26 protein-coding genes and 1 tRNA gene are annotated in these 26914 nt (G+C 70.0%); 16 read left to right on the forward strand and 11 right to left on the reverse strand.

Translation table 11 applies throughout. The features are described from left to right. The first annotated feature begins 153 nt into the window (after nucleotides 1-153). From B4K29_RS01765 to B4K29_RS01780, 4 genes are all read left to right on the forward strand, one after another. Nucleotides 154-921: a sulfite exporter TauE/SafE family protein gene (locus B4K29_RS01765; RefSeq protein ID WP_286966271.1), complete on the forward strand. Its 768-nt coding sequence runs from the start codon at nucleotides 154-156 to the stop codon at nucleotides 919-921. A 13-nt stretch (nucleotides 922-934) separates the two neighbouring features. Beyond that, nucleotides 935-1747, forward strand: coding sequence for a TrmH family RNA methyltransferase (locus B4K29_RS01770; protein ID WP_019284846.1), 813 nt, complete (start codon nucleotides 935-937; stop codon nucleotides 1745-1747). A 124-nt stretch (nucleotides 1748-1871) separates the two neighbouring features. Next, nucleotides 1872-3281, forward strand: coding sequence for a sugar porter family MFS transporter (locus B4K29_RS01775; RefSeq protein WP_286958711.1), 1410 nt, complete (start codon nucleotides 1872-1874; stop codon nucleotides 3279-3281). Between the two features lie 119 nt (nucleotides 3282-3400). After that, nucleotides 3401-3943, forward strand: coding sequence for an isochorismatase family protein (locus B4K29_RS01780; protein WP_286966272.1), 543 nt, complete (start codon nucleotides 3401-3403; stop codon nucleotides 3941-3943). A 24-nt stretch (nucleotides 3944-3967) separates the two neighbouring features. Here the strand turns inward: B4K29_RS01780 and B4K29_RS01785 are convergent, their stop codons facing one another. Next, a complete protein-coding gene (locus tag B4K29_RS01785) occupies nucleotides 3968-5404 on the reverse strand; it encodes a GuaB1 family IMP dehydrogenase-related protein (protein ID WP_286966273.1) in 1437 nt (478 codons plus the stop codon). Nucleotides 5405-5516: 112 nt separating this feature from the next. After that, complete coding sequence (locus tag B4K29_RS01790; RefSeq protein WP_239266004.1) at nucleotides 5517-6080, reverse strand: YbhB/YbcL family Raf kinase inhibitor-like protein; 564 nt, start codon at nucleotides 6078-6080, stop codon at nucleotides 5517-5519. 140 nt (nucleotides 6081-6220) lie between these two features. Here B4K29_RS01790 and B4K29_RS01795 point away from each other — a divergent pair, with 140 nt between their 5' ends. The 7 genes from B4K29_RS01795 to B4K29_RS01825 all read left to right on the forward strand — a co-directional run bounded on the left by B4K29_RS01795 (nucleotide 6221) and on the right by B4K29_RS01825 (nucleotide 12780). Next, nucleotides 6221-9691, forward strand: a complete 3471-nt coding sequence (locus B4K29_RS01795; RefSeq protein ID WP_286966274.1) for an ATP-binding cassette domain-containing protein — start codon at nucleotides 6221-6223, stop codon at nucleotides 9689-9691. 400 nt (nucleotides 9692-10091) lie between these two features. Continuing rightward, nucleotides 10092-10271: a hypothetical protein gene (locus B4K29_RS01800; RefSeq protein ID WP_286955585.1), complete on the forward strand. Its 180-nt coding sequence runs from the start codon at nucleotides 10092-10094 to the stop codon at nucleotides 10269-10271. Nucleotides 10272-10676: 405 nt separating this feature from the next. After that, on the forward strand, nucleotides 10677-10883 hold the full coding sequence (locus B4K29_RS01805; protein WP_029210098.1) for an antitoxin MazE-like protein: 207 nt from the start codon (nucleotides 10677-10679) through the stop codon (nucleotides 10881-10883). Then, the gene (locus B4K29_RS01810) at nucleotides 10880-11206 is read left to right on the forward strand and encodes a type II toxin-antitoxin system PemK/MazF family toxin (RefSeq protein WP_286958707.1); all 327 of its coding nucleotides are present in this window, start codon (nucleotides 10880-10882) and stop codon (nucleotides 11204-11206) included. Before B4K29_RS01805 ends, B4K29_RS01810 begins: the two co-directional genes overlap by 4 nt. Nucleotides 11207-11475: 269 nt before the next feature. Beyond that, nucleotides 11476-12039 carry a nucleotidyltransferase family protein gene (locus B4K29_RS01815; protein ID WP_286958704.1) on the forward strand — a complete coding sequence of 188 codons (564 nt, stop codon included), beginning with the start codon at nucleotides 11476-11478 and terminating at the stop codon, nucleotides 12037-12039. A 221-nt stretch (nucleotides 12040-12260) separates the two neighbouring features. After that, nucleotides 12261-12458: a hypothetical protein gene (locus B4K29_RS01820; protein WP_286966275.1), complete on the forward strand. Its 198-nt coding sequence runs from the start codon at nucleotides 12261-12263 to the stop codon at nucleotides 12456-12458. Beyond that, entirely contained in the window at nucleotides 12442-12780 is a 339-nt protein-coding gene (locus B4K29_RS01825; protein ID WP_286955587.1) for a type II toxin-antitoxin system PemK/MazF family toxin, read from the forward strand. Before B4K29_RS01820 ends, B4K29_RS01825 begins: the two co-directional genes overlap by 17 nt. 58 nt (nucleotides 12781-12838) lie before the next feature. Here B4K29_RS01825 and B4K29_RS01830 read toward each other — a convergent pair whose 3' ends face one another. The 3 genes from B4K29_RS01830 to B4K29_RS01840 all read right to left on the reverse strand — a co-directional run bounded on the left by B4K29_RS01830 (nucleotide 12839) and on the right by B4K29_RS01840 (nucleotide 14136). Continuing rightward, entirely contained in the window at nucleotides 12839-13375 is a 537-nt protein-coding gene (locus B4K29_RS01830) for a GNAT family N-acetyltransferase (RefSeq protein ID WP_286966276.1), read from the reverse strand. A 108-nt stretch (nucleotides 13376-13483) separates the two neighbouring features. Continuing rightward, on the reverse strand, nucleotides 13484-13891 hold the full coding sequence (locus B4K29_RS01835; RefSeq protein WP_286966277.1) for a type II toxin-antitoxin system VapC family toxin: 408 nt from the start codon (nucleotides 13889-13891) through the stop codon (nucleotides 13484-13486). Next, a complete protein-coding gene (locus B4K29_RS01840; RefSeq protein ID WP_239265989.1) occupies nucleotides 13888-14136 on the reverse strand; it encodes a type II toxin-antitoxin system Phd/YefM family antitoxin in 249 nt (82 codons plus the stop codon). Before B4K29_RS01840 ends, B4K29_RS01835 begins: the two co-directional genes overlap by 4 nt. Nucleotides 14137-14272: 136 nt before the next feature. On the opposite strand from B4K29_RS01840, the gene B4K29_RS01845 reads away from it, so the two are divergent. After that, nucleotides 14273-14833, forward strand: a complete 561-nt coding sequence (locus B4K29_RS01845) for a hypothetical protein (RefSeq protein ID WP_286966279.1) — start codon at nucleotides 14273-14275, stop codon at nucleotides 14831-14833. Nucleotides 14834-15199: 366 nt separating this feature from the next. On the opposite strand, the gene B4K29_RS01850 is transcribed toward B4K29_RS01845, so the two are convergent. The 5 genes from B4K29_RS01850 to B4K29_RS01870 are packed head-to-tail and all read right to left on the reverse strand — an operon-like array spanning nucleotide 15200 to nucleotide 20311. After that, the gene (locus tag B4K29_RS01850) at nucleotides 15200-15628 is read right to left on the reverse strand and encodes a DUF3037 domain-containing protein (RefSeq protein WP_286955592.1); all 429 of its coding nucleotides are present in this window, start codon (nucleotides 15626-15628) and stop codon (nucleotides 15200-15202) included. Then, complete coding sequence (locus B4K29_RS01855) at nucleotides 15625-16482, reverse strand: HipA family kinase (protein WP_286966280.1); 858 nt, start codon at nucleotides 16480-16482, stop codon at nucleotides 15625-15627. The genes B4K29_RS01850 and B4K29_RS01855 overlap by 4 nt, the downstream gene beginning before the upstream one ends. Nucleotides 16483-16495: 13 nt before the next feature. Then, the gene (locus B4K29_RS01860) at nucleotides 16496-17698 is read right to left on the reverse strand and encodes an acetate/propionate family kinase (RefSeq protein WP_286966282.1); all 1203 of its coding nucleotides are present in this window, start codon (nucleotides 17696-17698) and stop codon (nucleotides 16496-16498) included. A 50-nt stretch (nucleotides 17699-17748) separates the two neighbouring features. Next, nucleotides 17749-19860 carry a phosphate acetyltransferase gene (gene pta, locus B4K29_RS01865; protein WP_286966284.1) on the reverse strand — a complete coding sequence of 704 codons (2112 nt, stop codon included), beginning with the start codon at nucleotides 19858-19860 and terminating at the stop codon, nucleotides 17749-17751. A 43-nt stretch (nucleotides 19861-19903) separates the two neighbouring features. Further along, on the reverse strand, nucleotides 19904-20311 hold the full coding sequence (locus B4K29_RS01870; RefSeq protein WP_029212615.1) for a pyridoxamine 5'-phosphate oxidase family protein: 408 nt from the start codon (nucleotides 20309-20311) through the stop codon (nucleotides 19904-19906). Between the two features lie 129 nt (nucleotides 20312-20440). On the opposite strand from B4K29_RS01870, the gene B4K29_RS01875 reads away from it, so the two are divergent. The 3 genes from B4K29_RS01875 (at nucleotide 20441) to B4K29_RS01885 (ending at nucleotide 22758) form a co-directional block, all read left to right on the forward strand. After that, nucleotides 20441-20833 (forward strand): hypothetical protein, encoded by a 393-nt coding sequence (locus tag B4K29_RS01875; RefSeq protein ID WP_286966285.1) that lies wholly within the window; start codon nucleotides 20441-20443, stop codon nucleotides 20831-20833. A 233-nt stretch (nucleotides 20834-21066) separates the two neighbouring features. Continuing rightward, nucleotides 21067-22578, forward strand: coding sequence for a DEAD/DEAH box helicase (locus tag B4K29_RS01880; protein WP_286966286.1), 1512 nt, complete (start codon nucleotides 21067-21069; stop codon nucleotides 22576-22578). A gap of 92 nt (nucleotides 22579-22670) precedes the next feature. Further along, nucleotides 22671-22758: transfer RNA gene (locus tag B4K29_RS01885), tRNA-Leu, on the forward strand. Between the two features lie 412 nt (nucleotides 22759-23170). On the opposite strand, the gene B4K29_RS01890 is transcribed toward B4K29_RS01885, so the two are convergent. After that, nucleotides 23171-24397, reverse strand: coding sequence for an IS256 family transposase (locus B4K29_RS01890; protein ID WP_286966287.1), 1227 nt, complete (start codon nucleotides 24395-24397; stop codon nucleotides 23171-23173). 775 nt (nucleotides 24398-25172) lie between these two features. On the opposite strand from B4K29_RS01890, the gene B4K29_RS01895 reads away from it, so the two are divergent. Continuing rightward, nucleotides 25173-26678, forward strand: coding sequence for a P-loop ATPase, Sll1717 family (locus B4K29_RS01895; protein ID WP_286966288.1), 1506 nt, complete (start codon nucleotides 25173-25175; stop codon nucleotides 26676-26678). The last annotated feature ends 236 nt before the right edge of the window (nucleotides 26679-26914 follow it).

Genomic DNA, 26914 nt, shown 5'->3' on the forward strand with positions numbered 1-26914 from the left:
GCCGCCGGCCGCGCCCCACGTCGAGCCGCCCGCCGGCCCGACCCCGCCGCCGCCTGGCAGCGAGCAGCGCTGACGGCGGGCGCACGGCATACGGCCTGATCAGCATGTGCCCCGTCGGGGCACGGACACCCGGTCACCACCTATGGTGGCCGGGTGTCGCTGTGGGAAGCCCTGGTCATCGTCCTCGCCGGTCTCGGCGCTGGGACCATCAACACCGTCGTCGGGTCAGGCACGCTGATCACCTTTCCGACGCTGCTGCTGCTCGGGATCCCGCCGGTCTCGGCCAACATCTCCAACAGCCTCGGGCTGTGCGCCGCCGCCATCACGAGCATCCCGGGCTTCCGCTCGCTGCTGTCCGGCCTCGGTGACCTGCTGCGGCGCTTCCTGCCCGCCGCGTGCGTCGGCGCCGTGACCGGGGCCGTCCTGCTGCTGGTGCTGCCGGCCGAGGCGTTCCGGGTGATCGTGCCCGTGCTCATCGCGCTGGCGCTGGTCCTCGTGGTGCTGGGGCCGCGCATCAACCGCTGGACCAAGGCCGTGCACCAGGACGTGGTCAGCCCGCAGCGGATGCGGCTGGCGGTGGCGGCCGTGGGGGCGACGAGCGTCTACGGCGGCTACTTCGGTGCCGCGCAAGGGATCATCCTCATCTCGCTGCTGAGCCTGCTCCTGCCGCACCCGCTGCAGCAGGTCAACGCCGTCAAGGTCGTCCTGTCCAACCTGACCAACCTCATGGCGGCGATCGTCTTCATCGTCGTCGCCCGCGACCAGATGCGCTGGGACGTGGCAGCGCTCATCGCCCTCGGTGCCCTCGGTGGCGGCTGGCTCGGCGCCCGGATCGGGACCCGCATCTCGGCCGCGGCGCTGCGCGCGGTGATCGTCGTCGTGGGCGTCGCCGCGATCGTCAAGCTCGTCGTCTTTCCCTGACTAGGCTTGCTCGGTGCCCATCGCGATCACCGACCCCGCCGACCCCCGACTGCTCGACTACGTGGGGCTGACCGACGTCGCGCTGCGGCGCCGGACCGAGCCGGAGCGCGGGCTCTACATCGCCGAGAGCGACAAGGTCATCCGCCGCGCGCTGGCCGCCGGGCACCGGCCGCGGTCCTTCCTGATGGCCGAGCGCTGGCTCACCGACCTCGCCGACCTCGTCACCTGGGCCGAGTCCTGCGACATCCCGGTGTATGTCGGCACCCACCCCATCATCGAGGACCTCACGGGCTTCCACCTGCACCGTGGTGCGCTGGCGTCCATGCAGCGCCCCGAGCTGCCGACGGTGGGCTCGGTGCTGGAGGCTGCGCGGCGCGTGGTCGTCCTGGAGGACATCGTCGACCACACCAACGTCGGCGCGATCTTCCGCTCGGCCGCGGCGCTCGGGGTCGACGCCGTCCTGGTGACGCCGCGGTGCGCCGATCCCCTCTATCGACGTTCGATCCGGGTGTCGATGGGCACGGTCTTCCAGGTCCCGTGGACCCGCATCGACCCCTGGCCTGCCGGCGTGGACCTGCTGCGGGACAACGGTTTCCACGTCGCCGCGATGGCGCTGAGCGACGACTCGGTGTCCCTGGACGAGCTGGCCGCCGCGCCGCCGGAGCGGCTCGCGGTCGTGATGGGCACCGAGGGCGACGGCCTGTCCGCGCGGACCGTCGCGTCGGCGGACTCGGTGGTGCGCATCCCGATGGCCGGGGGAGTGGACTCGCTCAACGTCGCGGCGGCCTCGGCGGTGGCCATGTGGGCGCTGCGGGTAGGGGTCTGACCAGCCGGGCGACCGCCCGATTGACGGCCCGGTAGGTATCGCTCGGGTCACGATCGTCGAAACCGCGCCCCTGCACCATTTTTCGGCGCGCGATGCGGGGTCGGTGGGGGCAGGATCATGCGCCATGAAGCCACTTGTCCTGCGCAGCGCTCTCGTCGCATCGCTCGGTGGTCTGATCTTCGGATTCGACACCGCAGTCATCTCCGGCACCACCGAGGCCCTCAAGGCCCAGTTCTCCCTGTCGGACTCGGCGCTGGGCTGGGCCGTGGGCGTCGCCCTCCTCGGCACGATCCTCGGAGCGCTGACGGCGGGTCAGCCCGCGGACAAGTTCGGCCGCAAGAAGGTCCTGTTCGTCATCGGCATCCTCTACGTCCTGGGCGCCCTCGGCACCGCCTTCGCCCCCAACATCCTGATCCTGTCGATCTTCCGCTTCCTCGGGGGCATCGGCGTCGGCGCGGCCTCGGTGTGCGCCCCGATCTACACCGCTGAGATCGCCCCGGCCAAGGTCCGCGGTCGCCTCGTCGGGCTGGTGCAGTTCAACATCGTGCTGGGCATCCTGCTCGCCTACCTGTCCAACTACCTCATCCGCATCATCATCAACGACGAGGCCACCGACTGGCGCTGGATGTTCGGCGTCATGGCCGTCCCCGCCGTGATCTTCCTGATCATGCTGACGGCCGTCCCCGAGACGCCGCGCTGGCTCATGGCCAACGGCCGCGACGAGGAGGGCCGCGAGGTCATCGGCCGGCTCACCCAGACGCGCGAGGAGGCCGACCTCCAGATCCAGGAGATCAACTCATCGCTCGCGTCCGCGGCCAACGCGCCCTCCGTGCCGTTCTTCGTCAAGGAGCACCGCAAGGTCATCCTGCTCGCGTTCACCATCGCGATGTTCAACCAGATGTCCGGCATCAACGCGATCCTCTACTACGCCCCCGAGGTCATGAAGAAGGCCGGCGCCTCCACGGACGCGGCCTTCCTGATGTCGGTGGCCGTCGGCTTCATGAACCTCGTCGCCACCATGACCGCCCTCACCGTGATCGACAAGATCGGCCGCAAGCGCCTCATGCTGATCGGCTCCGTGGGCTACCTGATCAGCCTCGGCTTCCTGTCCGGCCTGATGTTCTACTACGAGAAGGGCAAGGGCGGGGCCTTCGACTCCACCTCGAGCATCCTGGTGCTGATCGGCCTCCTGGTCTTCATCGCGGCGCACGCGTTCGGCCAGGGCGCGGTCATCTGGGTCTTCATCTCCGAGATCTTCCCCAACCGCATCCGCGGCCGCGGCCAGTCGCTCGGCTCGCTGACCCACTGGGTGTTCGCGTGGCTGACCTCGACCTTCTTCCCGCCCATCATCGGCGCCCTCGGTGGCGGCGTGGCCTTCGCGATCTTCCTGGTGTTCATGGTCGGTCAGCTGTTCTGGGTCCTCAAGGTCATGCCCGAGACCAAGGGTGTGCCGCTCGAGGAGATGGAGGCCAAGCTCGGCCTCACCCACGACCCCCGTGACTCCGCCGGTGGCCCCACCCCGGTCATGCACTGACGGTCGTATGACGGGCCGCCGCCTCCCGGGGTACGGCCAGGTGCTGGACGTCTGCTGCTCGTTGCCGACGGGACGGTCTCAGGACTGATTCCGTCCGCAACGGTCGCTAGCGTCGAGCCATGACAGACACCACAGCAGCCCTGCTCGTCGTCGACGTCCAGCGTGACGTCATGGCCGAGTCCATCAACAGCGACGCCGTCATCGGCAACGTCCGCACCCTGGTCGACCGGGCGCGTGAGCGCTCGGTCCCCGTCATCTGGGTGCGGCACAACGCCGACCAGGAGCTGGTCCTCGGCTCGGACGGGTGGCAGATCGTGAGCGAGCTCGACCCGGGCGAGGAGCCCGTGGTCGACAAGCGCTACGGCGACGCCTTCGCCGACACCGACCTCGAGGACCAGCTCCGGCAGGTCGGGGCGCAGGAGGTCGTCCTGTGCGGCGCCCAGACGGACGCCTGCATCCGCAGCACCTTCTACGGCGGGCTCTACCGCGGCTACCCCATGACCCTCGTCGCGGACGCCCACACCACGGGCGACCTGCGCCAGTGGGGCGCGGAGTACGCGCCCGAGCAGACGATCAGCATGCTCAACCTGCACGCCGACAACACCGTCCTGCCAGGCGTCCGCGGCAGCGTCACGACCACGGCGGACGCCCTCGGCGGCTGACACAGCACGCTCACCGCGCAGGGGTCACCAGGACTGGTGCAGCGGCCGTCCCTCGGCGTAGCCGGACGAGCTCTGGATCCCCACCACCGCGCGGTCGTGGAACTCCGTGAGGGAGCGGGCGCCGGCATACGTGCACGAGGAGCGCACCCCGGAGACGATCTCGTCGATCAGGTCCTCGACGGAGGGGCGAGCCGGGTCGACGTACATGCGCGCGGCGGAGATGCCCTCCTCGAACAGCGCCTTGCGCGCGCGGTCGTAGCTCGACTCCGCGGCTGTGCGGTTGGCGACGGCGCGCTTGGACGCCATCCCGAAGGACTCCTTGTAGGCCCGGCCGTCGCTGCCGCGCTGCAGGTCGCCGGGCGACTCGAGCGTGCCGGCGAACCACGAGCCGATCATGACGTTGGACGCCCCGGCGGCCAGCGCGAGAGCCACGTCGCGGGGGTGACGGACGCCGCCGTCGGCCCAGACGTGCTTGCCGAGCTCGCGGGCCGCGGCGGCGCACTCGAGGACGGCGCTGAACTGCGGGCGGCCGACGCCCGTCTGCATGCGGGTGGTGCACATGGCGCCCGGGCCGACGCCGACCTTGATGATGTCGGCCCCGGCCTCGACGAGGTCGCGGACGCCGTCGGCGGAGACGATGTTGCCGGCGACGATCGGCACGTCGATGCCGGTCGAGCGCACCGCGCGCAGCGCCTCGATCATCTTGTCCTGGTGCCCGTGGGCCGTGTCGACCACGAGCAGGTCGGAGCCGGCCTCGACGAGAGCGGCGGCCTTGGCGGCGACGTCGCCGTTGATGCCGACGGCCGTGGCGATCCGCAGCCGGCCCTGGTCGTCGGTGGCGGGGGCGTAGAGCGAGGCGCGCAGCGCGCCCTGACGCGTGACCAGCCCGACGAGGCGGCCGTCGGCGTCCACGACAGGGGCGAGCTTGCGGTGGTGGTCGTGCAGCAGGGCGAAGGCGTCGCGCGGCGAGGTGTCCACCGGGACGGTGAGCAGCTCGGTGCTCATCACCTCGGACAGCTGGGTGAAGCGGTCGACGCCGACGAGGTCGTTCTCGGTGACGATGCCCACGGGCCGGTCGTCGACCTGCACGATCGCGGCGCCGTGCGCGCGCTTGGGGAGCAGGCCGAGCGCGTAGCCGCAGGTGTGGTGCGGCTTGACCGAGATGGGGGTGTCATAGACCAGGTGGCGCGACTTCACGTCCGCGATGACCTCGGCGACGATGTCGGTCGGGATGTCCTGGGGTATGACGACCAGCCCGCCTCGACGGGCCACCGTCTCGGCCATGCGACGCCCCGCGATGGCGGTCATGTTGGCCACCACGAGGGGGATCGTCGTGCCGCTGCCGTCGTCGGTGGACAGGTCGACGTCGAGGCGGGAGGTGACGGACGACCGGGATGGGACCATGAAGACGTCGTCGTAGGTCAGGTCGAAGCTCGGCTCCAGGCCGTTGAGAAAGCGCACTCGTCCGAGTCTACTGCGAGGACTGCCCGCACGAGCGGCCCGCCACGGGCGCAGCCCCGGGCCCTGACTCCGGACTCCGGACCCGGGGCTCAGGCGCCGGGCTCAGGCGGGCTCAGGCGTCGTCGCCCGGCACCTCGCACATCCCCGTGATCACGGCGCGCGCCAGCGTGTGCGAGCCCAGCGTGAAGCCGGTCGCCGCGCCGCTCGCGGTGTCGTCGAGGCCGAGGTCGTCGGTGTCGAGGGCGTGCACGGCGAACATGTAGCGGTGCGGGCGGTCGCCGGCGGGCGGGGCGGCACCGCCGAACGCCTTGAGGCCGTAGTCGTTGGCCATCATGAACGCGCCCTTGGGCAGGTGCTTGCCGCGCTCGGCGCCCGCGCCCTCGGGCAGCGAGGTGCAGTCGGCGGGCAGGCCGACGAGCAGCCAGTGCCAGAAGCCGCTCGGCGTGGGGGCGTCCGGGTCGAAGCAGGTGACGGCATACCCGCGGGTCTCGGCGGGAGCACCGGTCCAGCTCAGCTGGGGGGACCGGTTGTCGCCGGTCATCCCCCAGGAGTCGAAGAGCTGGGCGTCGGGCAGGTCCGCGCCGTCGTCGAAGGACTCGCTGGTGACGGTGAACGACGCCACCTGGGGGAGCAGCTCGTAGGGGTCCGGGGCCATGGGTCGGTCGAGGGAGCTCATGCTCCGACCCTATGCCGAGCCCTCCGAGCGCACCCAGCGTGGGGCACCGAAAGTCCGTGGTGGTCGGGCTCCTCGCTCGCGTAGGCTCGACCGCCGTGACTGTGTCCGGCCGCCGTGCTCGCCCCGCTGATCACCGCACCGTGACCTGGCACCGCCTCCGGAGCCCCACGGCCGGTGCGGCACTCCTGGCGCTCACCACCGGAGCCGTCGGCACGGCGCTCGGCACCGTGGTGGCGGGGCGGCTCGCCGACCAGGTCTCGTGGACCCTCCTGTGGGTGCTCGCCGCCTGCGTCATCGGGGGAGCCGCCGTCGACACCCTCGGCCGCTGGCTGTGGGCCGCCGTGTCCGACCGGGCCGAGGGGCGGCTGCGGGACGACCTGCTCGACGCCGCGCTGAGCCAGCCGCTCCCGACGCTGTCGGAGCAGCCTGTGGGGGAGATCCTCGACCGCGTCGACGACGACACCCGAGAGGTCGGCTCCCTCGTGCGGATCCAGGTCTGGATGATGCTGCGCGCCATCGTCTCGATCGTCCCGATGCTCGTCGTCGCCGGCTTCACCTGGTGGCCGTCGGTGCTCCTGTTTCCGGTCTTCGCGGCGGCCGCCATCCTGTCCGTGCGCGGCCTCCTGGACGAGATCGCCCGGCGCAAGGTGGTGGAGGAGGCCGCGTGGACCGACCATGCCGCAGCCCTCGAGGAGGGCATCGCCGCGCAGGACGACCTGCGGACGAGCCTCGGCCAGGCGTTCGCCATACGCCGTCTTGCCGCTCTGTCCGCCGAGGTGCACCGGCGCTTCCACGAGGTGCTGACCCTCGAGCGCGCGGTGACCCTGCGCACCGGGGTGATCCTCCACGCCCTGCTCGCCGCCGTCGCCGCCGTCGGGGTCATGCTCGCCACGACCGACCGGCTGTCCGTCCCCCAGCTCGTCACGCTCTTCCTCATCACCGCGACGTTCGTCGGCTACATCGGTCGCGTCGCCGACCAGCTGCCCGACCTGCAGGCGGGGCTCGGCGCCATCCTGCGCCTGCGCCAGATGATGGCCGTCGAGCCGGAGCCGGACGGCGGCGAGGAGCTGCCCCCAGGCCCGGTGACCCTGGAGTTCCGCCACGCGACCTTCGCGTACGCCGAGGGCGCGTTCGCGCTGCGCGACGTCGACCTCACGCTGCCCGCGGGGCAGACCCTGGCGCTCGTCGGACGCACGGGGTCGGGCAAGTCGACGCTCGCCTCGCTGGTCTCGCGCGCGGTCGACCCGCGTCCGGGCGAGGTCTTCCTCGGCGGGGTCGACGTCCTGGACCTCGACCTGCAGGAGCTCCGTCGCACCGTGGGTGTCGTCACGCAGCGCACCGAGATCCTGGCCGGCACCCTCGCGCAGAACATCTCGCTGTTCACCGACGCGCCCCGCGACCGGATCGAGGAGGTCGTGGCCGAGCTGGGGCTCGGTGACTGGGTCGCCGGTCTCGACGACGGCATCGACACCCTGCTCGGCCCCGGCGGCACGGTCCTGTCCGCGGGGGAGGAGCAGCTGCTCGCCTTCGCCCGGCTGCTGATGCGGGACGTGCAGGTCGTCGTGCTGGACGAGGCGACCGCCCGCATGGACCCCCTCACCGAGGCCCGCGTCGTGGCCGCGTCCGAGCGGTTGCTCCACGGCCGCACCGGCATCCTCATCGCGCACCGGCTGTCGACGATCGCCCGCGCCGACCTCGTCGCCGTCCTCGCGGACGGCCGGGTCGTGCAGGCGGGGGAGCGGGCCCGGCTCGCCGCCGAGCCCGGCCCCTTCCTCACCCTCCTGGAGGCGGCGCGGGAGACGGACGTGCGCCCGGCCCCTCGGCCCGAGGGCGAGACGACCCCGGGCGCCCCCGAGGGCAGCACCGCCGTCACCGCTCTGGGCACCGTCCGCCGGCGCGGCGAGCCCCCGAACCCCCGTGACCCGGGCAACGGACCGTCCCTGGCCCGAGGCATTCTCAACGTGCTCGCGGTGCGACCGACGTGGGGGTTGTTCGCCGCGTCGCTCTTTCTCGCGCAGTCGCTCGGTGGCGCGCTGGGCGCCATCACGGGCTATGCCTGGGGCCACACCGTGCAGGCCCTCCAGGGTGGCGCCTCCCCGTGGTGGTGGCTGGGCCTCGTCGTGGCCGTCACGCTCCTGGGCCCGGTGGCCCTCGCCTCGGCGGTCGTGCGCTATCCCCGCTGGTGGATCGAGGTCCTGCTCCGGGTACGCATGTCCGTGCTCGTCGGCCAAACCGGGCAGCGCCGCCTCGAGCGCGTCCCCGCCGGCGAGGTGGTGGCCCGGGCCATGGACTCCGACCGCTACGCGCGCTACGCCGACCGGTGGGTCGACTTCGTCAACGGCCTGCTGATCTGCCTGGTCACCGCGATCGCCGCCGGGACCTGGATGGCGGGCCTCGTCCTGCTCGTCGTCATGGCCGCGTCCGCGACCGCTTCCGCGGTGGGTCGCCCCGTCGCCGGGCGGTCCGCGGCCCAGGCCTCGGCCACCCGGGCCCGCTTCGGCCGGGTCCTCGTGTCCGTGCTCGAGTCGGCCCGCACGGTCAAGCTCGCCGGCCGTATGCCGGAGGTGCGCCGCCACCTGCGCCACGTCGACGCAGGACGGGTGGCAGCCGCGGTGCGCGAGCACCGGGTCCAGGCCTTCCTGGACGGCGTGCCCACCGTCATGGTCCAGGCCGGCGCCGTCGCGGCGTGGGGCGGGGTCCTGACGGGCCGGTGGGGCCTGGCCACCGCGCTGCTGGTCGTCAGCGCGGTCAACGGGTTCGACTGGTTCGGCCGGGTCGCCGGCGCCGTGGTCACCGAGGCCCCGGGCACGCGCGCCTGGCAGGTGGCGACGAGCCGGATGGCGGGGGGCGCAGACCTCGTCGCCCTGCCGACGGACGTCGACCTGGTCGCCGGCACCGCCCCGGAGCCGGCCTCCACCCCCCGCGTGCCGCTGCGGCGCCTGTCGATGCGCGGGCTGTCCGCCGTGCACGAGGACGGCACGGTGGGCGTCGAGGACGTGGACCTCGACATCGACCGGGGCGAGCTCGTGCTGCTGGTCGGGCAGGTCGGCTCCGGTAAGTCGAGCCTGCTGCGCGCCGTCGCCGGGCTGGCCGACCACCGCGGCTCCCTGCGGTGGAACGGCGAGGAGATCACCGACCCCGAGGTCTTCCTGCGGCCGGGTCAGGTCGCGTATGTCGGACAGGTGCCCCGAGTGCTGTCGGGGACCTTCGACGAGAACGTCCGCCTCGGCTTCGACCGTGCCTTCGAGAGCCCCATCGGGGTGGCGCGGCTCGGACCGGACGTCGAGCAGGCCGGCGGGGCCCACTCGCTCGTCGGCCACCGCGGGGTCCGCCTGTCCGGCGGTCAGGTCCAGCGCCTGGCCCTGGCCCGAGCGGTCGCCGCCGACGCCGAGCTGCTGCTCGCCGACGACGTCTCCTCGGCGCTGGACGCGCGCACCGAGATCGAGCTGTGGCAGGCCCTGCGCGCCCGGTCGATGACCGTCGTCGGTGCCAGCTCCAAGCGCGCGGCGCTCGCGCAGGCGGACGTCGTCGTCGTGGTCGTGGACGGCCGCGTCGCCGAGGTCGGTCCCTGGTCCGACCTCGCCGGACGCTGGGGACACCTCGCCGGGTGAGCCAGGCCAGGTTGTGGGGTGTGCGGACCACGGTGCTCACCACTGACCGACTCCGACTGACCACCTGGGAGTCGACAGACCCGCGGGACCTGCCTGAGCTGCAGAACGATGTCCGCGTTCGCGGTGCACGACAACGCTGCGGCGGCGCGCCGGTCGGCGAGACGGTCGACCCGTGACCCTCTAGCCTCACCCTTATACTGCTGTCGTGCCCATGACCAGGTCTCGTCGTCACCTCGCCACCGCTCTTGGCACCGTCGCCGCGACGCTTTTGCTCTCAGCGTGCGAGACGGGCTCGTGGAGCAGTCGGTGCGACAGCAGCGGCAGTTGCCGCCTCGAGATCTCAGGCACCGAGTTCCACGACCTGCCGCGCTCGCTGAACTCGCAGGGCCGATTCAGGAGGGTGCGGGAGAAGATCAGGCTGGCCGAGGCCACCCAGGGCGGCACCGCCACGATCCAGGTCGGCGAAGGAGACAACGTGTGCGCGCAGGGGGAGGACTTCGTCCAGGGTGACATCACCTTCACGTGCACCGAGGTCGGCTCCACCTCGGTCGTGCTCGACACGGCGCGGGCTCAGCGCTGACCCGGCACCACCTCGATCCCTGTCTGTTGGTTCGAGGCTGGCGGTCCAGCAGGGTGGTCAGCTCGCCCCCGCGGCGGCCCCGCCACGGCATACGGCCCGCAGTGTCCCGAACCCGTCGCCCAGCGCGTCGACGCGCACCGTCGACGAAGCCCGCGTCCTGGTTGTGGAGCACGACCCCGCCGTGTGTCTGTTGGACAAGCTCGTGAGCCCAACGAGCACTGACGGGAACGTGATCGACATGGCGAAGACGCTCGACGACTTCCTCACGGACGTTGGTCGTCGAGCCATTCCGGTGGTCTGGCGTCAGGGTCGGAGCGTGGGTCGGGCTCGGAACGTCCGCTCATGCCGATGGCAGCGCGCTTCACCTATCGGTCCTGAACGCTTGTTACATGTAACGTGGTGGGCATGACGGTGAAGCATCGAGTCAGTGAGTACCGGCGCAGGATGCGTGCACGCGGCCTTCGGCCGGTGCAGATCTGGGTCCCTGACGTGCGCAGCGAGCGATTTGCGCAGGAGGCGCACCGTCAGGCAGGGATCGTCGCAGGCTCGGACGAGCTGGCCGATGACCAGCCGTTCGTCGAGGCGATCAGCGCGTCCTGGGACGAGGAGTGAGACGCGGCGAGCTGTGGACCGTGGCTGGGGGCGTGTACGCGTCCAAGCCCAGGCCTGCGCTGATCGTGCAGGACGACCTGTTCGCCGGTACCGCCTCGGTGACGGTCATGCCGCTGACGACGACCTTGGTCGATGCTCCTCTGCTACGCGTTCGCGTCGTCGCGGACGACCTCACCGGCCTGCAGCACGAGAGCCACGTCATGATCGACAAGATCACTACCGTTCGCCGCGAGAACGTCGGTACTCGTGTGGGTCGGCTGACTCCCGAAGGCCTCGTAGAGGTCAAACGGGCCCTGATGGCGTTCCTCGGTCTGGCCAGATAGGCCACCTAGCAGACCCGACGTCATCCGCTCTTGCCGCGCGTCGGACGTCAGAGGTTCTAGGCGGAGCGGGACAGCTCGTGCTCGACGGCTCGGCGGATCCACGCCGAGACCGAGCGGTCGTCGGCCTCCGCCGCTCGCTTGACGTCCTCGAGCAGCCCCCCCCCATGCAAGCCAGGTGCCCATGGGCCCCAGTCTCGCGCCCGATGACCAGACGACCAAGCGCGAGGCCGACCCTGTGAGACGCTGACGCGGTGGGCCACTCCTCGGACGTGCACGATGAGATCGTGCTGGCGGCGGTGCTCGCCGACCCTGTGTGTGCCGCGGTCCTGGACCGCCTCCCATCATTGGGCCTGACGGAATGGTGGCTGACGGCGGGTGCGGTCTTTCAGAACGTCTGGAACTCCGTCGAGGGCAAGCCCGCCGGGTACGGCATCAAGGACTACGACGTCTTCTACCACGACGACTCCGACCTGAGCTGGGAGGCCGAGGACGTCGTCATCCGCGCCGCCGATGAGCTCATGGCGGACGTCCCAGCACCGCTCGAGGTCCGGAACCAGGCACGCGTGCACCTCTGGTACGAAGAGAAGTTCGGGAAGCCCTGCCCTCCCTTCAGCAGCGCCACCGACGCCATCCGGGCCTTCGCCTCAACGGCCTGCTGCGTCGGCGTCACCAGGGACGAGTCCGGGCTACGGCTTTATGCACCGTTCGGCCTCGACGATGTCCTCGGCATGCACCTCCGCCCGCACCGTCGCCTCGCGCCCAAGCAGGTCTATGACGCCAAAGCGTGCGAGTATGCCGCTCGGTGGCCCAGCCTCACCGTCGAGCCCTGGTAGCGACCAGAGTTCATGACAGCCCCTCGCACGGACGTCGGTCCGACCAGGGGGCGTCTCCCGTGGGTGCGCACGCCTGGGTGGCCACGGACGCCCTACAGCGCTCCAATTGTGATGGCTCGCCGACTTTTCTTCCCAGACCCGTGCGACGTCGACACACTCCTGCGTGCCGAGTCCACGACCGCGCTGTAGACGAGACCGTCTACAGCGCATACGGTCATCCCATGGCCGAAACAACGACGATCCGCGTCAGCAGAACCACTCACGCGCGCGTGACCCGCTTGGCGGCTCAGCGTCACGAGACTGTCGACGAGACGGTGATGAGAGCAATCCGCGCCCTGGACCAGGACGCGGTAGCACGCGACCTGGCGGGGAGGCTGTCGGACGACGAAGTCGCTTGGCTCAATGCTGACGCCGGGTGACGTTGTCGAACTCGACCTGGGCATGCCCACGGGCAGCGAGGCCGGCCTGCGCCGGCCAGCCGTCGTCGTCACGGCCGCTCGAATCTTGGGCGGCGGCCCCAACGTCATCCAGGTCGTGCCGTTGACCCGAACCCTGCGCCAGAACCGCAGCGAGGTCCGCCTCGACCCAGACGAGCACAACCAGCTCGCTGAGCCGTCTGCAGCGCAGTGTCAGCACGTGCGGTCGGTGGCCACGAGTCGCATCCATGCACGCACGGGGAACGTCGGCCCGGTGTCCCTGGGTGAGATCCGCGAGACCCTTGCCCTGCTCATGGACCTGTGACGGCCTGGAGCGCTGTTCACCGGTCAGCGAGGACCCGTCTGCGACATACGCGGTGTGTTCAGAGCTGTCGAACGAGGAGCAGCGAGGTTCCACCGGACGCGTCCAGCTCACGCTCCCCGGTCTCGGCGAATCCCAGCTTGGCCAGAACTCGCCGGGAGGCGCTGTTCCAGTCCCAAACCGTCGCCCAAAGGCGTCGATGTCCCGACGATCTGGCCCAGCCGAGGACCGCATGCGACGCCTCGGTGGCATAGCCCCGGTCCCAATGGCGGCGCAGCAGCTCAAAGGCCAGCTCTGTCTCACCTGGGCCAGGACGTGCGCCGTCCGCCAACCCGCAGTAGCCGATGACCTCCCCGTTCTCCGCGAGCTCGACGGCGATGAGCCCGAGCGACGTGGGTGGATGGGAGAGAATCGACTGGGCCAGCTGCTCGACCGTAGGGCTCCCATCGTCACCGATCCGCCGGTGGGGCGGCACCCGCGGGTCTCGCTCGCTCCACAGCTCGCGGAGGACCGGCGACTCGCTCGGTCGCCACGGCCGCAGCACCCGCCGAGGGGTTGCCAGCCTCGGCTCCCGAGGAGTGTGGTCTGCCGCACTCATGAGACGACTGTGCCACGGGTGCGAAGGGACGAGCGCCTGCGTGCTCCGTCGGACAGCGCAGTGTGCGCACACCGCTGCTTGTCCTGCACCCGCGCGTGCCGCGGTTCGTCACACCACACGAACGTCGATCAGTCCTTCTAGGCCGGCGAAGTCGTCCGGGTTGCGGGTGTAGAGGACGGCATCGTGGGCGTGGGCTGTCGCCGCGATGAGCAGATCCATGGTGCGTCGGCGAGGCTGGCGACCGGCTTCGACGACGACGGCGGCGGCGAGTCGTCCGTAGCTGGCCGCGGCCGCCTCGTCGAGGGGTAAGGCGTCGAACCGACGTTGGAGGAGGCTCAAGCGCCTGAGTCGCTCGGCGCGCACCTGCGCAGAGCTCGCCACGAGCACTCCGAAGTGCAGCTCTGCCAAGGTGGCAGCGCTGATGGCCAGGACGCCTGGCATGTAGTCGCCGTCGCTCGCAATCACCACACTCGTGTCGAGCAGGCCCCGTTCTTTCGTCTGGGGTCGACCGTTCACTGGTCGCCCCACGGGTCTCGCATGGTGTCGTCGAGCAGCTCTCTGTCTGCGTTCCAGTCCGGGTCGCCCGGTCCAGCGAACAGGTCCGCGACGTCCTCCCACCGGCGCCAGCGGGTCTCCTGGGCTGGCACGAGTCTGGCGCTGGGCCTGCCAGAGACGGTGATGACGATCTCCTCGCCTCGCTCGACGCGCCGCACAAGCCCGGAGGCGTCCTGCCTCAGCTCACGTAGTCCAACCGTCTCCATCGATCCATGGTGACTCTTCTGCTACATCCGGGGCGTCTGGCGCCCCGGATCGTGACGTCGGACGGTGGCGAGGCCGGCGGGGTCGGCCTGCGGACTGAGCTTTGCCATCCGTGCCCGGGCTCGGGACACTGACGGCATGAGCCGAACCCGCCGCGCCATCTCGCTGGCATGTGCAGCCTCGTTCGGCGTCGCCGGTGTCATCTTCCTGGTCGACTCCCACCCCTCGGCCTACCTCGCCATGGCGGTCGGCTTCCTCCTCCTCGGGCTGAGCCGAGGCCGATGGTGGACAGCGATCGTCGGGCTGGTTCCCGCCCTCGGGTGTCTGTTCGTCTGGGACCTCGCGGTGCAGTACCCCTCCTCCACCGTCTACAACCTGAATGACGGTCTGGGTGCGATTGCCGACCTGGTCTGGCCCTTGATGGGTTTCGCGTGGGTGACCGCGCTGATGGCGCCCGACTTTGCCCAGGACACAGCGACACCCACAGAGCACGTGATGTCGGCTGTCGCCTTGAGCGCACTCCTCATTGGTCCGTGGCACCTTGCGTCGTTCAACGTCTCGATCGACGAGACGGGCGGCCCCTTCGGGCCGGCGCAGTATGTCGTCGCGGGGACCCTTTTGGCGGCGGCCGCGGCCATGATGGTTCGAGACTTCTCCGCACGGCGCAGGGGTCAGCGGGCGCACCCCGCCGCGACGTGATCCTGGTCGGAGGACCCGCAGCCGGACGAGGCGGCACACGCAACGCGTCCTCTGGAGATGGGCGGGATGGAGACCCGGTCAGCCAGGGCTTCGACCTCGATGCCTTCGCGGTAACGGGTGGAGAAGACCACCGATGACGGTGGCGGAATCCACCCGTTAGGCGCGCGGCCCACCTCGCGGGCAGCGCTCGCGGCAACGGGTGGAGAAGGCCACCGATGACAGTGGCGGAATCCACCCGTTAACCACGCGGCCCACCTCGCGGGCAGCGCTCGCGGCAACGGGTGGAGAAGGCCACCGATGACGGTGGTGGAACCCACCCGTTGGCCACGGCGCGAGCGCTGGCAGGGCCCAGCGCAGTGCTCGCGGCTAGCGGACGAGGCGGTCGAGCAGGGTGGTCAGCTCGGCCGCGGGGTCGCGGGTGAGCCCGCCGTGGGGGCGTGACGGCTGGATCACCGTGCTGCGGGGCGCCTCCAGCCAGCCGAACCTGCGCCAGGGCCGGGCCGCTGCGTCCAGCCCCGCGACGGCCTCGCCACGGCATACGGCCCGAACGGTCTCGAGCCCGTCGCCCAGCGCGTCGAGGTCGATGTCCGCGCAGAGGGCCCGCAGCCGCGACGCGTCGACGTGCACGGCCGCGTCCAGGAAGCCCGCGTCCTGGCTGTAGAGCACGACCCCGACGTTGACGAACTCCTCGCGCTCGACGCGGGGGACGGCGCGCAGCACGAGGTACTGGTAGGCGAACCAGGGGGAGCGCTCGGCGTCGGCGGTCGGGACGAGGCGCCGGGCCGGCTCGCTCATCGGGTCCACCGCCGGCGGGCCTCCTGGGACCGGGCCAGGTCCTCCGGTCCTTCGCTCGGCGGTCCGGCGGGCGGGCCGGGCAGCCAGGCCGAGCGGTCGGCCAGCCGGGCGAGCAGGCAGTCGACGTATGCCGCACGCACGGCCGACGGGGAGTCCAGGCCGGCGAGGCCCTCGACGGGGTGTAGCCACTCGGCGGGCACCGCCTCGACGGCTGCCCGCACCACGTCCGGCGTCAGCACCGCAGCGCACGCACCGTCGAGCGCCGACACGTCACCCGCCGGGCCGCGCAGGATGTGCCGCTCGGCGTCGTAGGGCTGCGCGGCGAACCGGGCGGGGTCGACGCCGCGGGACGGCCACGAGTGGTGGAAGTACAGCGCCGCCCCGTGGTCGATCGCCCACGTCTGGCCGTGCCAGCGCAGCAGGTTGGGGTTGCTCCACGTGCGGTCGACGTTGGCGGTGAGCGCGTCCAGCCACAGGATCCGCCCGGCCAGAGCCGCATCCGGCGGCTGGGACCCGTCATACCCGAACGCGCCGGGCAGGTAGTCGACCCCGAGGTTGGGCCCGAGGCTGGCGGACAGGACGTCCTGCACCTCCTCGTCGGGCTCGAACCGCGCGATCGGCTCCTGCAGGTCCAGCACGACGAGCTCGGGCGTCGGGATCTCCAGCGCCCGCGCCAGCCCGGCGACGATGACCTCGGCCACGAGCACGCGCGGCCCCTGGCCGGCGCCGGTCAGCTTCATGACGTACGTGCCGTCGTCGGACGCCTCCACGAGGCCCGGCAGCGAGCCTCCCTCACGCAGCGGCAGGACGTAGCGCGTCGCCGTCACCCGCGGGATCGCGGTGGGAGAGATCATCGGCGGGCGGCCGTCATACGCGCCCGGCGTCCTTGGCGACCGCATAGGTCTGGCGGGCGATCTCGCCCTCCTCGTCGGTCGGTATGACGAAGACGCGCACCCGGGAGTCCGCGGTGGCGATGTCGTGCGCGTGCTTGGAGCGGCCGGCGTTGAGCTCGGGGTCGACCTCGATGCCGAGGATGCCGAGGCCCTCGGTCGCCATGCGCCGCACGACGACGGAGTTCTCACCGATGCCGCCGGTGAAGGCGATGGCGTCGAGCGACCCCATGGCGGCGGCGTAGGCGCCGATGTACTTCTTGAGCCGGTAGGTCGACACCTCCTGCGCGAGGCGGGCGCGGTCGTCGCCGGAGGCGCGCAGGTCCTCGACGTCGCGGCTGTCGCTGTGCCCGGTCAGGCCCTTGAGCCCCGACTCCTTGTAGAGCGCGTGGTCGACCTCCTCCATGGTCAGGCCGGCGGCGCGGACCATGTGCATCGGGATCGCGGGGTCGATGTCGCCGCTGCGGGTGCCCATGACCAGGCCCTCGAGCGGGGTGAGGCCCATCGACGTGTCGATGCTGACGCCGCCCTTGACGGCGGTGACGGAGGCGCCGTTGCCGAGGTGCAGGACGATGACGCTGACCTCGCTCGGGTCCTTGCCGAGCATCCGCGCGGCCTCCTGCGAGACGTAGAGGTGCGAGGTGCCGTGGAAGCCGTAGCGGCGCACGCCGTGCTTCTCGCGCCACTCGTGCGGCACGGCGTAGGTGTAGGCGTAGTCCGGCATCGTCTGGTGGAACGCGGTGTCGAACACCCCCACCTGCGGCAGGTCGGGGAACAGCTCGAGGGCGGCGCGCAGCCCGACGAGGTTGGCGGGGTTGTGCAGCGGCGCGAGCGGCGTCAGCTCGTCGAGCGTGTCCAGCAGCTCGTCGGTGACGAGGACGGCGTCACTGAACTTCTCGCCGCCGTGGACGACGCGGTGGCCGACCGCCACGAGCTCGGCGTCGGCGAGCCTCGGCCCGACGCGGTCGAACATCTCGACCACGGCGGCGATGGCGGCCTTGTGGTCGGGGCAGTCGATGGCCTTGGCGACCTTGTCGCCGCCGCCGGTGTGGGTGATCTTGGCGCTGGGCAGCCCGATCGCCTCGACCAGCCCGACGGCGAGCACGTCACGCGTGCCGACCTGGACGAGCTGGTACTTCAGCGAGGACGACCCGGCGTTGAGGACGAGGACCGAAGGCATGGGTGTGACTCTCTGGCTGGCGGGGCGGTCTGGGCGGGCTGGGCGGGCTGTCAAGGGGCGTCGACCGACTGGGCGGCCGGCGCGGGCAGGGTGGACTGGATGGCGGTGATCGCCACCGTGTTGACGATGTCGCGCAGGGTGGCGCCGCGGGACAGGTCGTTGACCGGCTTGCGCAGGCCCTGCAGCACCGGGCCGATCGCCACGGCGCCGGCGGTCCGCTGGACGGCCTTGTAGGTGTTGTTGCCGGTGTTGAGGTCGGGGAAGATCAGCACGGTCGCCTGCCCGGCGACGGCGGAGCCGGGCGCCTTGCTCGACCCGACCGCGGGGTCCACGGCGGCGTCGAACTGGATCGGTCCCTCGACGAGCAGCTCCGGCGCGCGGCGGCGCACGATCTCGGTCGCCGCGCGGACCTTGTCGACGTCGGCGCCGGACCCGGACGTGCCGGTGGAGTAGGACAGCATCGCCACGCGCGGCTCGATCCCGAACGCCGTGGCGGTCTGCGCCGAGGAGATGGCGATGTCGGCGAGCTGCTCGGCGTCGGGGTCGGGGTTGACGGCGCAGTCGCCATACACCGTCACGTGGTCCTTGAGGCACATGAGGAAGCTCGAGCTGACCACGGAGACACCGGGATTGGTCTTGACGACCTCGAGCGCCGGCCGGATCGTGTGGGCCGTGGTGTTGACCGCGCCGGACACCATGCCGTCGGCCTCGCCCATCAGCACCATCATCGTGCCGAAGTAGGACGGGTCGATCACGACCTCGCGGGCCCGCTCGACGGTCATGCCCTTGTGCGCCCGCAGCTCGGCATAGCGCGCCGCGAACCGCTCGACGTGGTCAGGGTCCTGGGGGTCGATGATCTGGGCGCCGGTCAGGTCGACGCCGATCTCGCGCGCCCGGGCCTGCAGCTCGTCGGCGACGCCCAGCAGCGTGATGCGCACCGTCTTGCGGCTGAGCAGGATCTCGGTGGCGCGCAGGATCCGGTCGTCCTGGCCCTCCGGCAGCACGATGTGGCGGTCGGCGGCGCGGGCCTGCTCGAGGAGGCGGTGCTCGAACATCAGCGGCGTGACGATCGAGGGGTGCGGCTCGCGCAGGTGGCCGAGCAGCGCGTCGGTGTCGACGTGCTCGGCGAACAGCTCGACGGCGGTGGCGACCTTGCGGGTCGAGGCGGGCGTCATCCGGCCGCGGACCCCGCTCAGCGCCATGACGGTGTCGTGGGTGCCGCCCTGCGTGGTCATGATCGGCAGGCTCGAGCCGAGGCCGTCGATCAGCCGGCGCACCTGCGGGGGCAGCTCGAAGCCGCCGTTGAGCATGACGCCGGCGATGCTCGGGAAGGTGCTCGACTGGTGCGCGAGCAGCACGCTCAGCAGCACGTCGGCCCGGTCGCCGGGGGTCAGCACGAGGGACTCGTCGAGCAGCCGGTCGAGCACGTTGGGCATGGTCATCGCCGCGGTCACGAAGGCGAGCGCCTCGCGGTCGAGCAGCGACTCGTCCCCGGAGATCAGCTCGGCGTCGGTGGCCTTGAGCAGGTCGCGGACCGTCGGGGCGGACAGCACGGTCGAGGCCGGGATGACGTATGTCGGCAGGCCGGCGCCTCCCGCGGAGCCCGCCGTCACGCCCTGGACCGCCGCCCGGAGGTCCTCCGCAGCGGCGTCGGCGCGGTTGACGACGACGGCCAGGGGAGTGGCGGAGTTGGTGCGCAGCTCGGTGAGGGCCATCTCGACGACGGTGGCGACGTCCTCGGTCTCGCGGCCGTGCGCGCCGACGACGAGCAGGACCGGGGCCGCGAGGTTGGCGGCGATCCGGGCGTTGTAGGAGAACTCTGTCGGGCTGGTGACGTCGGTGAAGTCGGAGCCGAGCACGAGGACGATGTCGGCGCCGTGCTGGATCTCGTGGTAGCGCTCGACGATCCGGGACAGCGCGCCGTCCGGGTCCTGGTGGACGTCGTCGTACGACACGCCCACCGCCTCGGCCGGCGACAACGGCACCGAGCTGCGCGACAGGACGGTCGCGAGGACCGTGTCGTCCTCGGGCACCCCCTCGGTCACGGGTCGATAGACCGCGACCCGGGCATAGCGCCGGGTCAGGGACTCGAGCAGCCCGAGGGCCACGGCGGACTTACCGCTGTGGCCCTCGGCGGACGCGACATAGACGCTGGTCTCCACAGGGACGAGGGTAACGGGCGGCGCCCGTCGACGTCGGGCGGGGTCAGCGGGCGAGGGCGAAGACGCGCCCGGAGACCTCGTCGAGCTCCACGAGGACGAAGACCTCCTTGCGCGTGTCCACCCACGGGTGCAGGCCGAGCTCCTCGAGGCGGTCCGCCTCGTCCATGTTGTGCACCACGTGCGCGTCGCCCTTGCCGATGACGCTCCACGCGGTCTGCGTGGTGACGTCGTCGATCTCGATGGCGACGCGCGAGGCCACGACCAGGGAGGCCAGCTTGCTGCCCTCGGCGGTGCGGAACACGAGGCGTCCGTCGTGGACGACGTAGTTGATGGGGGTGATCTGCACGTCCCCGACGGCGGCGGTGGCGAGTCGGCCGAAGGTGGTGGACCCCAGCCGCTCCCAGCACTGCTCCTCGGTCATCTGCTGCACGGGTTCGTTGACGTCGCTCATGGGTCAATCCAAGACCCGCCCCCGGGGGTTGTCGACCGGAGGATCGTGTCTGCTTCCTCACGCCCGCGCGCCCGCGCTGGTCGGAGCCCGAGGGTTGAGGCCCCGGGCGGTCGGGGTATCCGACCTGCCATGACCTACCCCCCGCAGCCCGGTTCCGGTCCCTACGACCCCCGGCCCGGCGACGCCTACGACCCGCGCCCCGGTGACGCCTACGCCAACCGCCCGACGGACGCCTACGGCAACCCGACCGACGCCTACGGCCAGCAGGGTGGTCAGCTCGGTGGACAGTTCGGTGGACAGCAGGGGCAGTATGGCGGTCAGCCCGGCCAGTACGAGGCGCAGGAGTCCGGCCGGTCCGGCCCACGGCTGTTCCCCTTCCCGCACTGGAGCACGCGCACCCGCAACGGCACCTCCGTCTCCGTCGGTGGCTGCTGCCTGCCGCTGCCGATCGGCTGCCTCGCGACGACGCTCACGGTGGGTGCGGTGGCCGCCTCGGGCGTCTATCGCCACGTGCGTCGCTGAACGTCATTGAGCGTCTCTGAGCCTCTCCCAGCGCGGCTGACCAGAACCTCGCCGTCGATGGCGTAGGGTGAGGGCAGCGGTCCGCCCTGTCTTGCCTCGGGCTGCAGGTGTCACGACCGGTGTCCTCACCCCGGTCACGCTCGTCGGCTCGTGCCGGCGCGCCAGGTGCACACGTCGATGCGTCATCGCGTCGCTCGTGCCCGGCGAGACGCTCGCCGTCATACGGAGATCTTTTGAGCAACAATGCTTTTGCGCGCCTCGGCGTGCCCACGTCCCTGTCCTCTGTCCTGGAGGGCAAGGGCATCACCGAGCCGACGCCCATCCAGGCCGTCACCCTGCCGGACTCGCTCGCCGGCCGCGACGTCCTCGGTCGGGGCCGCACCGGCTCCGGCAAGACCTACGCGTTCCTGCTGCCGCTCGTGACGCGTCTCGCGTCGTCGGGCAGCCGCCGCACCCCGAGCCGCCCCCGCGCGCTGATCCTGGCGCCGACCCGTGAGCTCGCCACCCAGATCGAGGCGGCCGCCGCGCCGCTCGTCGCGGCCGAGGGCCAGCGCACGCTGACCGTCTTCGGCGGCGTGGGCCAGGGCCCGCAGGTGTCGGCGCTCAAGCGTGGCGTCGACATCCTCATCGCCTGCCCCGGCCGGCTGCAGGACCTCGTGCAGCAGGGTCTGTGCGACCTGGGCGGGATCGAGATCACGATCCTCGACGAGGCCGACCACATGGCCGACCTGGGCTTCCTGCCCACCGTCAAGCGCCTGCTCGACCGCACGCCCGAGCGCGGCCAGCGCATGCTGTTCTCCGCGACGCTGGACGCGGGGGTCGACGTGCTGGCCAAGCGCTACCTGCACGACCCGGTCACCCACCACGCCGACTCCGCGCAGTCGCCCGTGTCGGCCATGGACCACCACGTCCTGCACGTCCACACCGACGACCGCCTGCCGGTGCTGGTCGACCTGACCGCGGGCCCGGGCCGCACGGTCGTGTTCACCCGCACCAAGTACGGCGCCAAGAAGCTCACCAAGCAGCTCAACCGCTCCGGCGTCCCCGCCGTCGAGCTGCACGGCAACCTCGGGCAGGGCGCGCGCACCCGCAACCTCGACGCGTTCCACTCCGGCACGGTCCAGACGCTCGTCGCCACCGACATCGCGGCCCGCGGCATCCACGTCGACGACGTCGCGCTGGTCATCCACGCCGACCCGCCGGTCGAGCACAAGGCCTATCTGCACCGCTCGGGCCGCACCGCGCGCGCCGGCGCTGCCGGCACCGTCGTCACGATGATGCTCGACGAGCAGGTCAAGGACGTCCGCGACCTGACCCGCGCGGCCGGCATCAAGCCGACCACCACGCGCGTCGGGCCGGACCACGCGCTCCTGCGCCGTCTCGTGCCGGGGGAGCGGACGTATACCGCCCCCACCGACGCCACGGTCGTCTCCCCGGACGCCCAGCAAGGCCAGGGCCGTCGTGGCGGCCGTGCTGGTGCTGGCGGTCGCTCCGGGGGTGGCGCTCGTCAGGGTGGCGGCAGCCGCTCCGGCCAGTCGCAGGGTCGCCGTCAGGGCTCGGGTGCTGGTGCGTCGCAGGGCAGTGGCTCCGGCGCCCGCCAGGGCGGCCAGCAGCGCCAGCAGTCCGCCGGTCAGCCCCGCCAGGGCGCGTCCGGCGGGGGCTCCCGCGGCGGTGCCCGTCCGGCCCGCACCGGCGGCGCCGCGGCCTTCTCGGCCGGCTCGTCGGCAGGCCGTCGCAGCCGCTGACCGACCGCGCCTCGCGATTCGGTGATCGGTGCTGCGTCTGCTAGAGTTTCACGTCGTTGCCCCGGTGGTTCCCACTAGGCGCAGCACCACCTGTCCGGGTGGCGGAATGGCAGACGCGCTAGCTTGAGGTGCTAGTGTCCTTTATCGGACGTGGGGGTTCAAGTCCCCCCTCGGACACCACGGCTACTGGTCAGAAGTAGCGAAGTCTTAGTCAGGAAACGCCCGGCTCTGGGTCACCAGGGCCGGGCGTTCTGTATTAGACGGTGCAGTACAGCGTTCAGCAGGCCATCGGGAGTCCACCGATCCCGGCATCGGTCATCGATCCGGGCCCAAGACCGCGAGAGGCACCGTACTCATTCGTTCGCAGGTGGAGGCTGGTAGGGCGAGGCGCTACCCAGGGATGGTTCGCTGGCTTGGCCGACGATGTGGCAGCAGGGGCGAGTAAACCGCCGCACTCTCGTGACTCGTCGTTGGTGATCGGGATCGGGCCACGAAGGCTCACGTCGGTCGGGCAGAGAGCGGCCTGGTGCACCTATCAACTCTTTGTACAGTTGGAGTCCCGCGGAGTGGTGGGCTTTGAGGTCATCGATGCCTACCGGTCTCCCTCGGTGAGGGCGACGGTTTCAGTGTTGTCGATGGTGCCGATCTTGACTATGGATTCTTCGGAGAGGTAGCGGCGTTCGTCGGTGGCCCACTCGTCGTGGGTGTCGGCCAGGACGGCTCCGATGAGGCGGATGACGGCGGCTTCGTTGGGGAAGATCCCCACAACGCGGGAGCGGCGTTTGATCTCCTTGTTCAGCCGCTCCAGGGGGTTGGTGGACCAGATCTTGCGCCAGTGCTCGCGCGGGAACGCCGCGAACGCGAGGACCTCGGTCTTGGCGGCGTCCATCAGGGGCCCGATCTTGGGGTAGCGGGCGGCGAGGTCGTCGCAGACCTTGTCCCACTGCGCGGCCATCGGGGTGAGGCTGGGTTGGGCGAAGATGGTGCGGAAGACCGCGGCGACCATCTCCCGCTCACCCTTGGCCACGTGTGCGAGGACGTTGCGGATGAAGTGCACCCGGCAGCGCTGGTGGCTGCTGCCCTGCAGGGCACGGGCGATGGCGGCGGTCAGGCCGGCGTGCTGGTCGGAGATGACGAGCTTGACCCCGGCCAGGCCCCGTTTCTTCAGCCCGGTCAGGAACGCCCTCCAGAACACCTCGTCCTCGCTGTCGCCGACGTCCAGGCCCAGGATCTCCCGGCGTCCCTCGCTGGTGACGCCGGTGGCCACGACCACCGCTTTGGAGACGACCATCGCCTGCTCGGTGCGCACGTGCAGGTAGGTCGCGTCCAGGTACACGTACGGGAACTCCACGTGATCGAGACGGCGGGTGCGGAACGCCCCGACCGTCTCGTCCAGCCCGGCACAGATCCGCGAGACCTCACTCTTGGAGATCCCCGACCCGCCCAGGGCGACCACCAGGTCATCGACCGAGCGGGTCGAGACGCCGTGGACGTAGGCCTCCATCACCACCGCGTACAGCGCCTGGTCCACTCGCCGCCGCGGCTCCAGGATGGACGGGAAGAAGCTCCCGGCGCGCAGCTTCGGGATCGCCAGCTGCACGTCCCCGGCATGCGTGGTCAACAACCGCGGCCGGGACCCGTTGCGCTCGGTCCTCCTGGTCTCGGCGCGTTCGTAGCGGCCGGCGCCGACCGCGGCCGACGCCTCGGTCTCGATCAGCTCCTGCATCGCGACACGGACGCATTCTCGGATGAAGTCGGTGCCCTCACCGGTGCGGAACACCTCGAACAGCTCGGACACGGCAGAATCAGACAGGGCCATCGGTGAGACTCCTTCTCGACGAGTACTAGGCGGTACACATCGAGAATCTCGCCGGTGGCCCCCTTCACTCAGGACGCCGCGCCGTCACCCCAAACCCCACCACTCCACGGGGCGCTGTTTTTGTACAAGTCCGTGGTCTTGGGGGGGGCGTGGTGGTGTTCCTTGCCGACGTCCAGCCCCAGGTAGACCGTGTAAGTGCGCTCGGGTAGCCCGTGCATCCTGTCCTCCTCGTTGGCCGGCGGACTCATAATCCGCTGGCCACGGTCGGGCGTCAGCAGCCGGCAGCCACGTTACGAGAGACCTCACCGAAGGGGGGCCGTGTCCCTATGAGCGGTCAAGACCGACGCCACCAGGCCCGGGGCGACAACACCCCCCGGATCATGGACGCGGGGCAGAGAGTCATACCGGACCTAGCGACCAGCACCCCCATCATCGAGGGCACGAAGAAGGTAACGGGAGCCTGAACCACCCAGTGTTGAGAGTTCACCAGCCTAATGGGTGACCACTCCCACCGGCTCTGTTGCATGCTCACATCAGGCGCCCAGGCGCCCTCCTAACGACATTGATGTCGTTATCCTGGATGGCCACCACGCGACACCTCAGGATATGGACCAACAGGTTGGCCCCCAATGGGTCCGACCTGCTGTCATCACTGTTGGGCACCCTGAGCCGGTGCTTGGTCTGGGCCGGCGCCAAGCGTCCGCGCCTCGACCGGCCTCGGAGTGTCGCTGCAAGTTGCGGCGTGTAAGCGTCTTCCGGCGTTAGGCTGCAACAGTTGGATCGACTCGTCACCCTTGGAGGGGCTATGAGTGCACCAAAGCCGCCATTTGAAAAGCTGTACTTCGGAAAAAGCGATCCACGTTATGAGGTCAGGGCAAGTAGAGACCACTTCCTCCGGTCGTTCGTTGACCTGGAGGGGGCCGTTGAGAAGGTTCACGCAGGCGACTTAACCCTCATTCTCGGCCCGAAGGGAACAGGAAAATCGGCGTTAGCTCTATACCTGGAAGAAACCAGTGGCCCAGAAAGTCGCAGATTCGCGAAAGTAAAGACAGCTGAGAATCTCCCCCTGGATGAGATCCCCAAACTAGAGACAGGGCAGTCTAGCGGGGTCCAGAGAACGCGCACAGCTTGGACATTCATTCTTCTGGCAAACTATCTCGACGTTGTTCTCGAGGATAAACTAACCTCCTTTAGAGGCATCACTGCCGCTAAAGGTGCAATGAAGGCGATTCGGCAAGCAGGGTTTGTCTCAACCGCCGCTGGCCAACGGTTGATGCAAATGCAGGATGTGCGGATGTCGATTCCCGCCGCAGACCTAGGCGGGGCCTTTAAGAAGGAATCTCACAAAGAAATCGGGATATTCACACTTATCCCCTACATGCTTGAATGGGCAACGGCGGCTGAGTCTGTAAACCGCCACATTCTTTTGCTTGATGGTCTTGACTCGGTGTTTCTCAACGACAGCAGATATGACGACTCTCTCGCGGGGCTGACTGAGGCCTCGACTGATATCAATAATCATTTATCTGCGGCGGGCTCAACAGGATCGATCGTCCCACTTTTGCGTAACGATATTTTTTCGAGGGTGTCACTGTTGTATCCGGACGCCCATAAGATGCGGGATTTTGCCCTAGATCTCGACTGGCGGGTTCTGAGCGGCCAAGCTGGCGAGCGCGGCCCTCTGTGGAATCTAATAAACTCGAAAGCGCGTCTAGCCTTTCCCGACGCACAGAGTGTGCGAATCTTAGAGTATTTCCCGCGCGAAATTCGCCAACCTCGAGGAAGGTCCATCGACCGCCTTCAATATCTGCTCAACCTTACCCGCCACACCCCAAGAGACTTGCTTCAGCTCATGGAGTATATTCGCCTTGCGCACGTCCAGGCTGGGGCCCCGTCCGGGCCGCTTAGTCCGGACGTCATCCGCGAGGGTGTGCTCCAGTACTCAACCAAGTACTTTGTGGATGCGGTGAAGGGCGAATTTGCCGGCTACCGCGGAGGCGCCGAGGAGGTGAGCGCCGCGTTACACGCACTCAAGGTCTTGCCAGGCAGAACCTTCTCGAGAACTGACTACTATAATGCACTGAGGAGGAGCAGTCCCGGCCTACAGGAAAAGTGTGAAGAATTTCTTCGAATGTTGTTCTTTGCGGGGGCCCTGGGGAACCAATTTGGTACCGGCGGCAAGAGGTACCTGGTCTTTTATCATCGACGCGACGACACTAGCCTAAGTTTGCAGGGGACACTCATCCTGCACAATGCCCTTGCTCACGCTTGGTCGAAGTAGAGGTACTCACTGTGTCTGAATTATTGCGCGCCCTCCTAGCTGGTTTCAGACACTTGCGGGCGACTGTCGTTACCGGTCTCCTCGCACTGCCTGCGCTCTTTCTTGTAGCCCTCCATCACTGGCCGGCCCTACTGCATCCGAGTTCGGTCTCGTCGGCAGATCTACGTTCCCTTATGGCGAAGTCATCGCCTGTGGCGCTTGTCGTCATGTTAAGTGGCTCTTCCGACCTGAGTGTG

The sequence above is a fragment of the Arsenicicoccus sp. UBA6765 genome, from assembly GCF_002453335.1.
Lineage (GTDB): Bacteria > Actinomycetota > Actinomycetes > Actinomycetales > Dermatophilaceae > Arsenicicoccus > Arsenicicoccus bolidensis.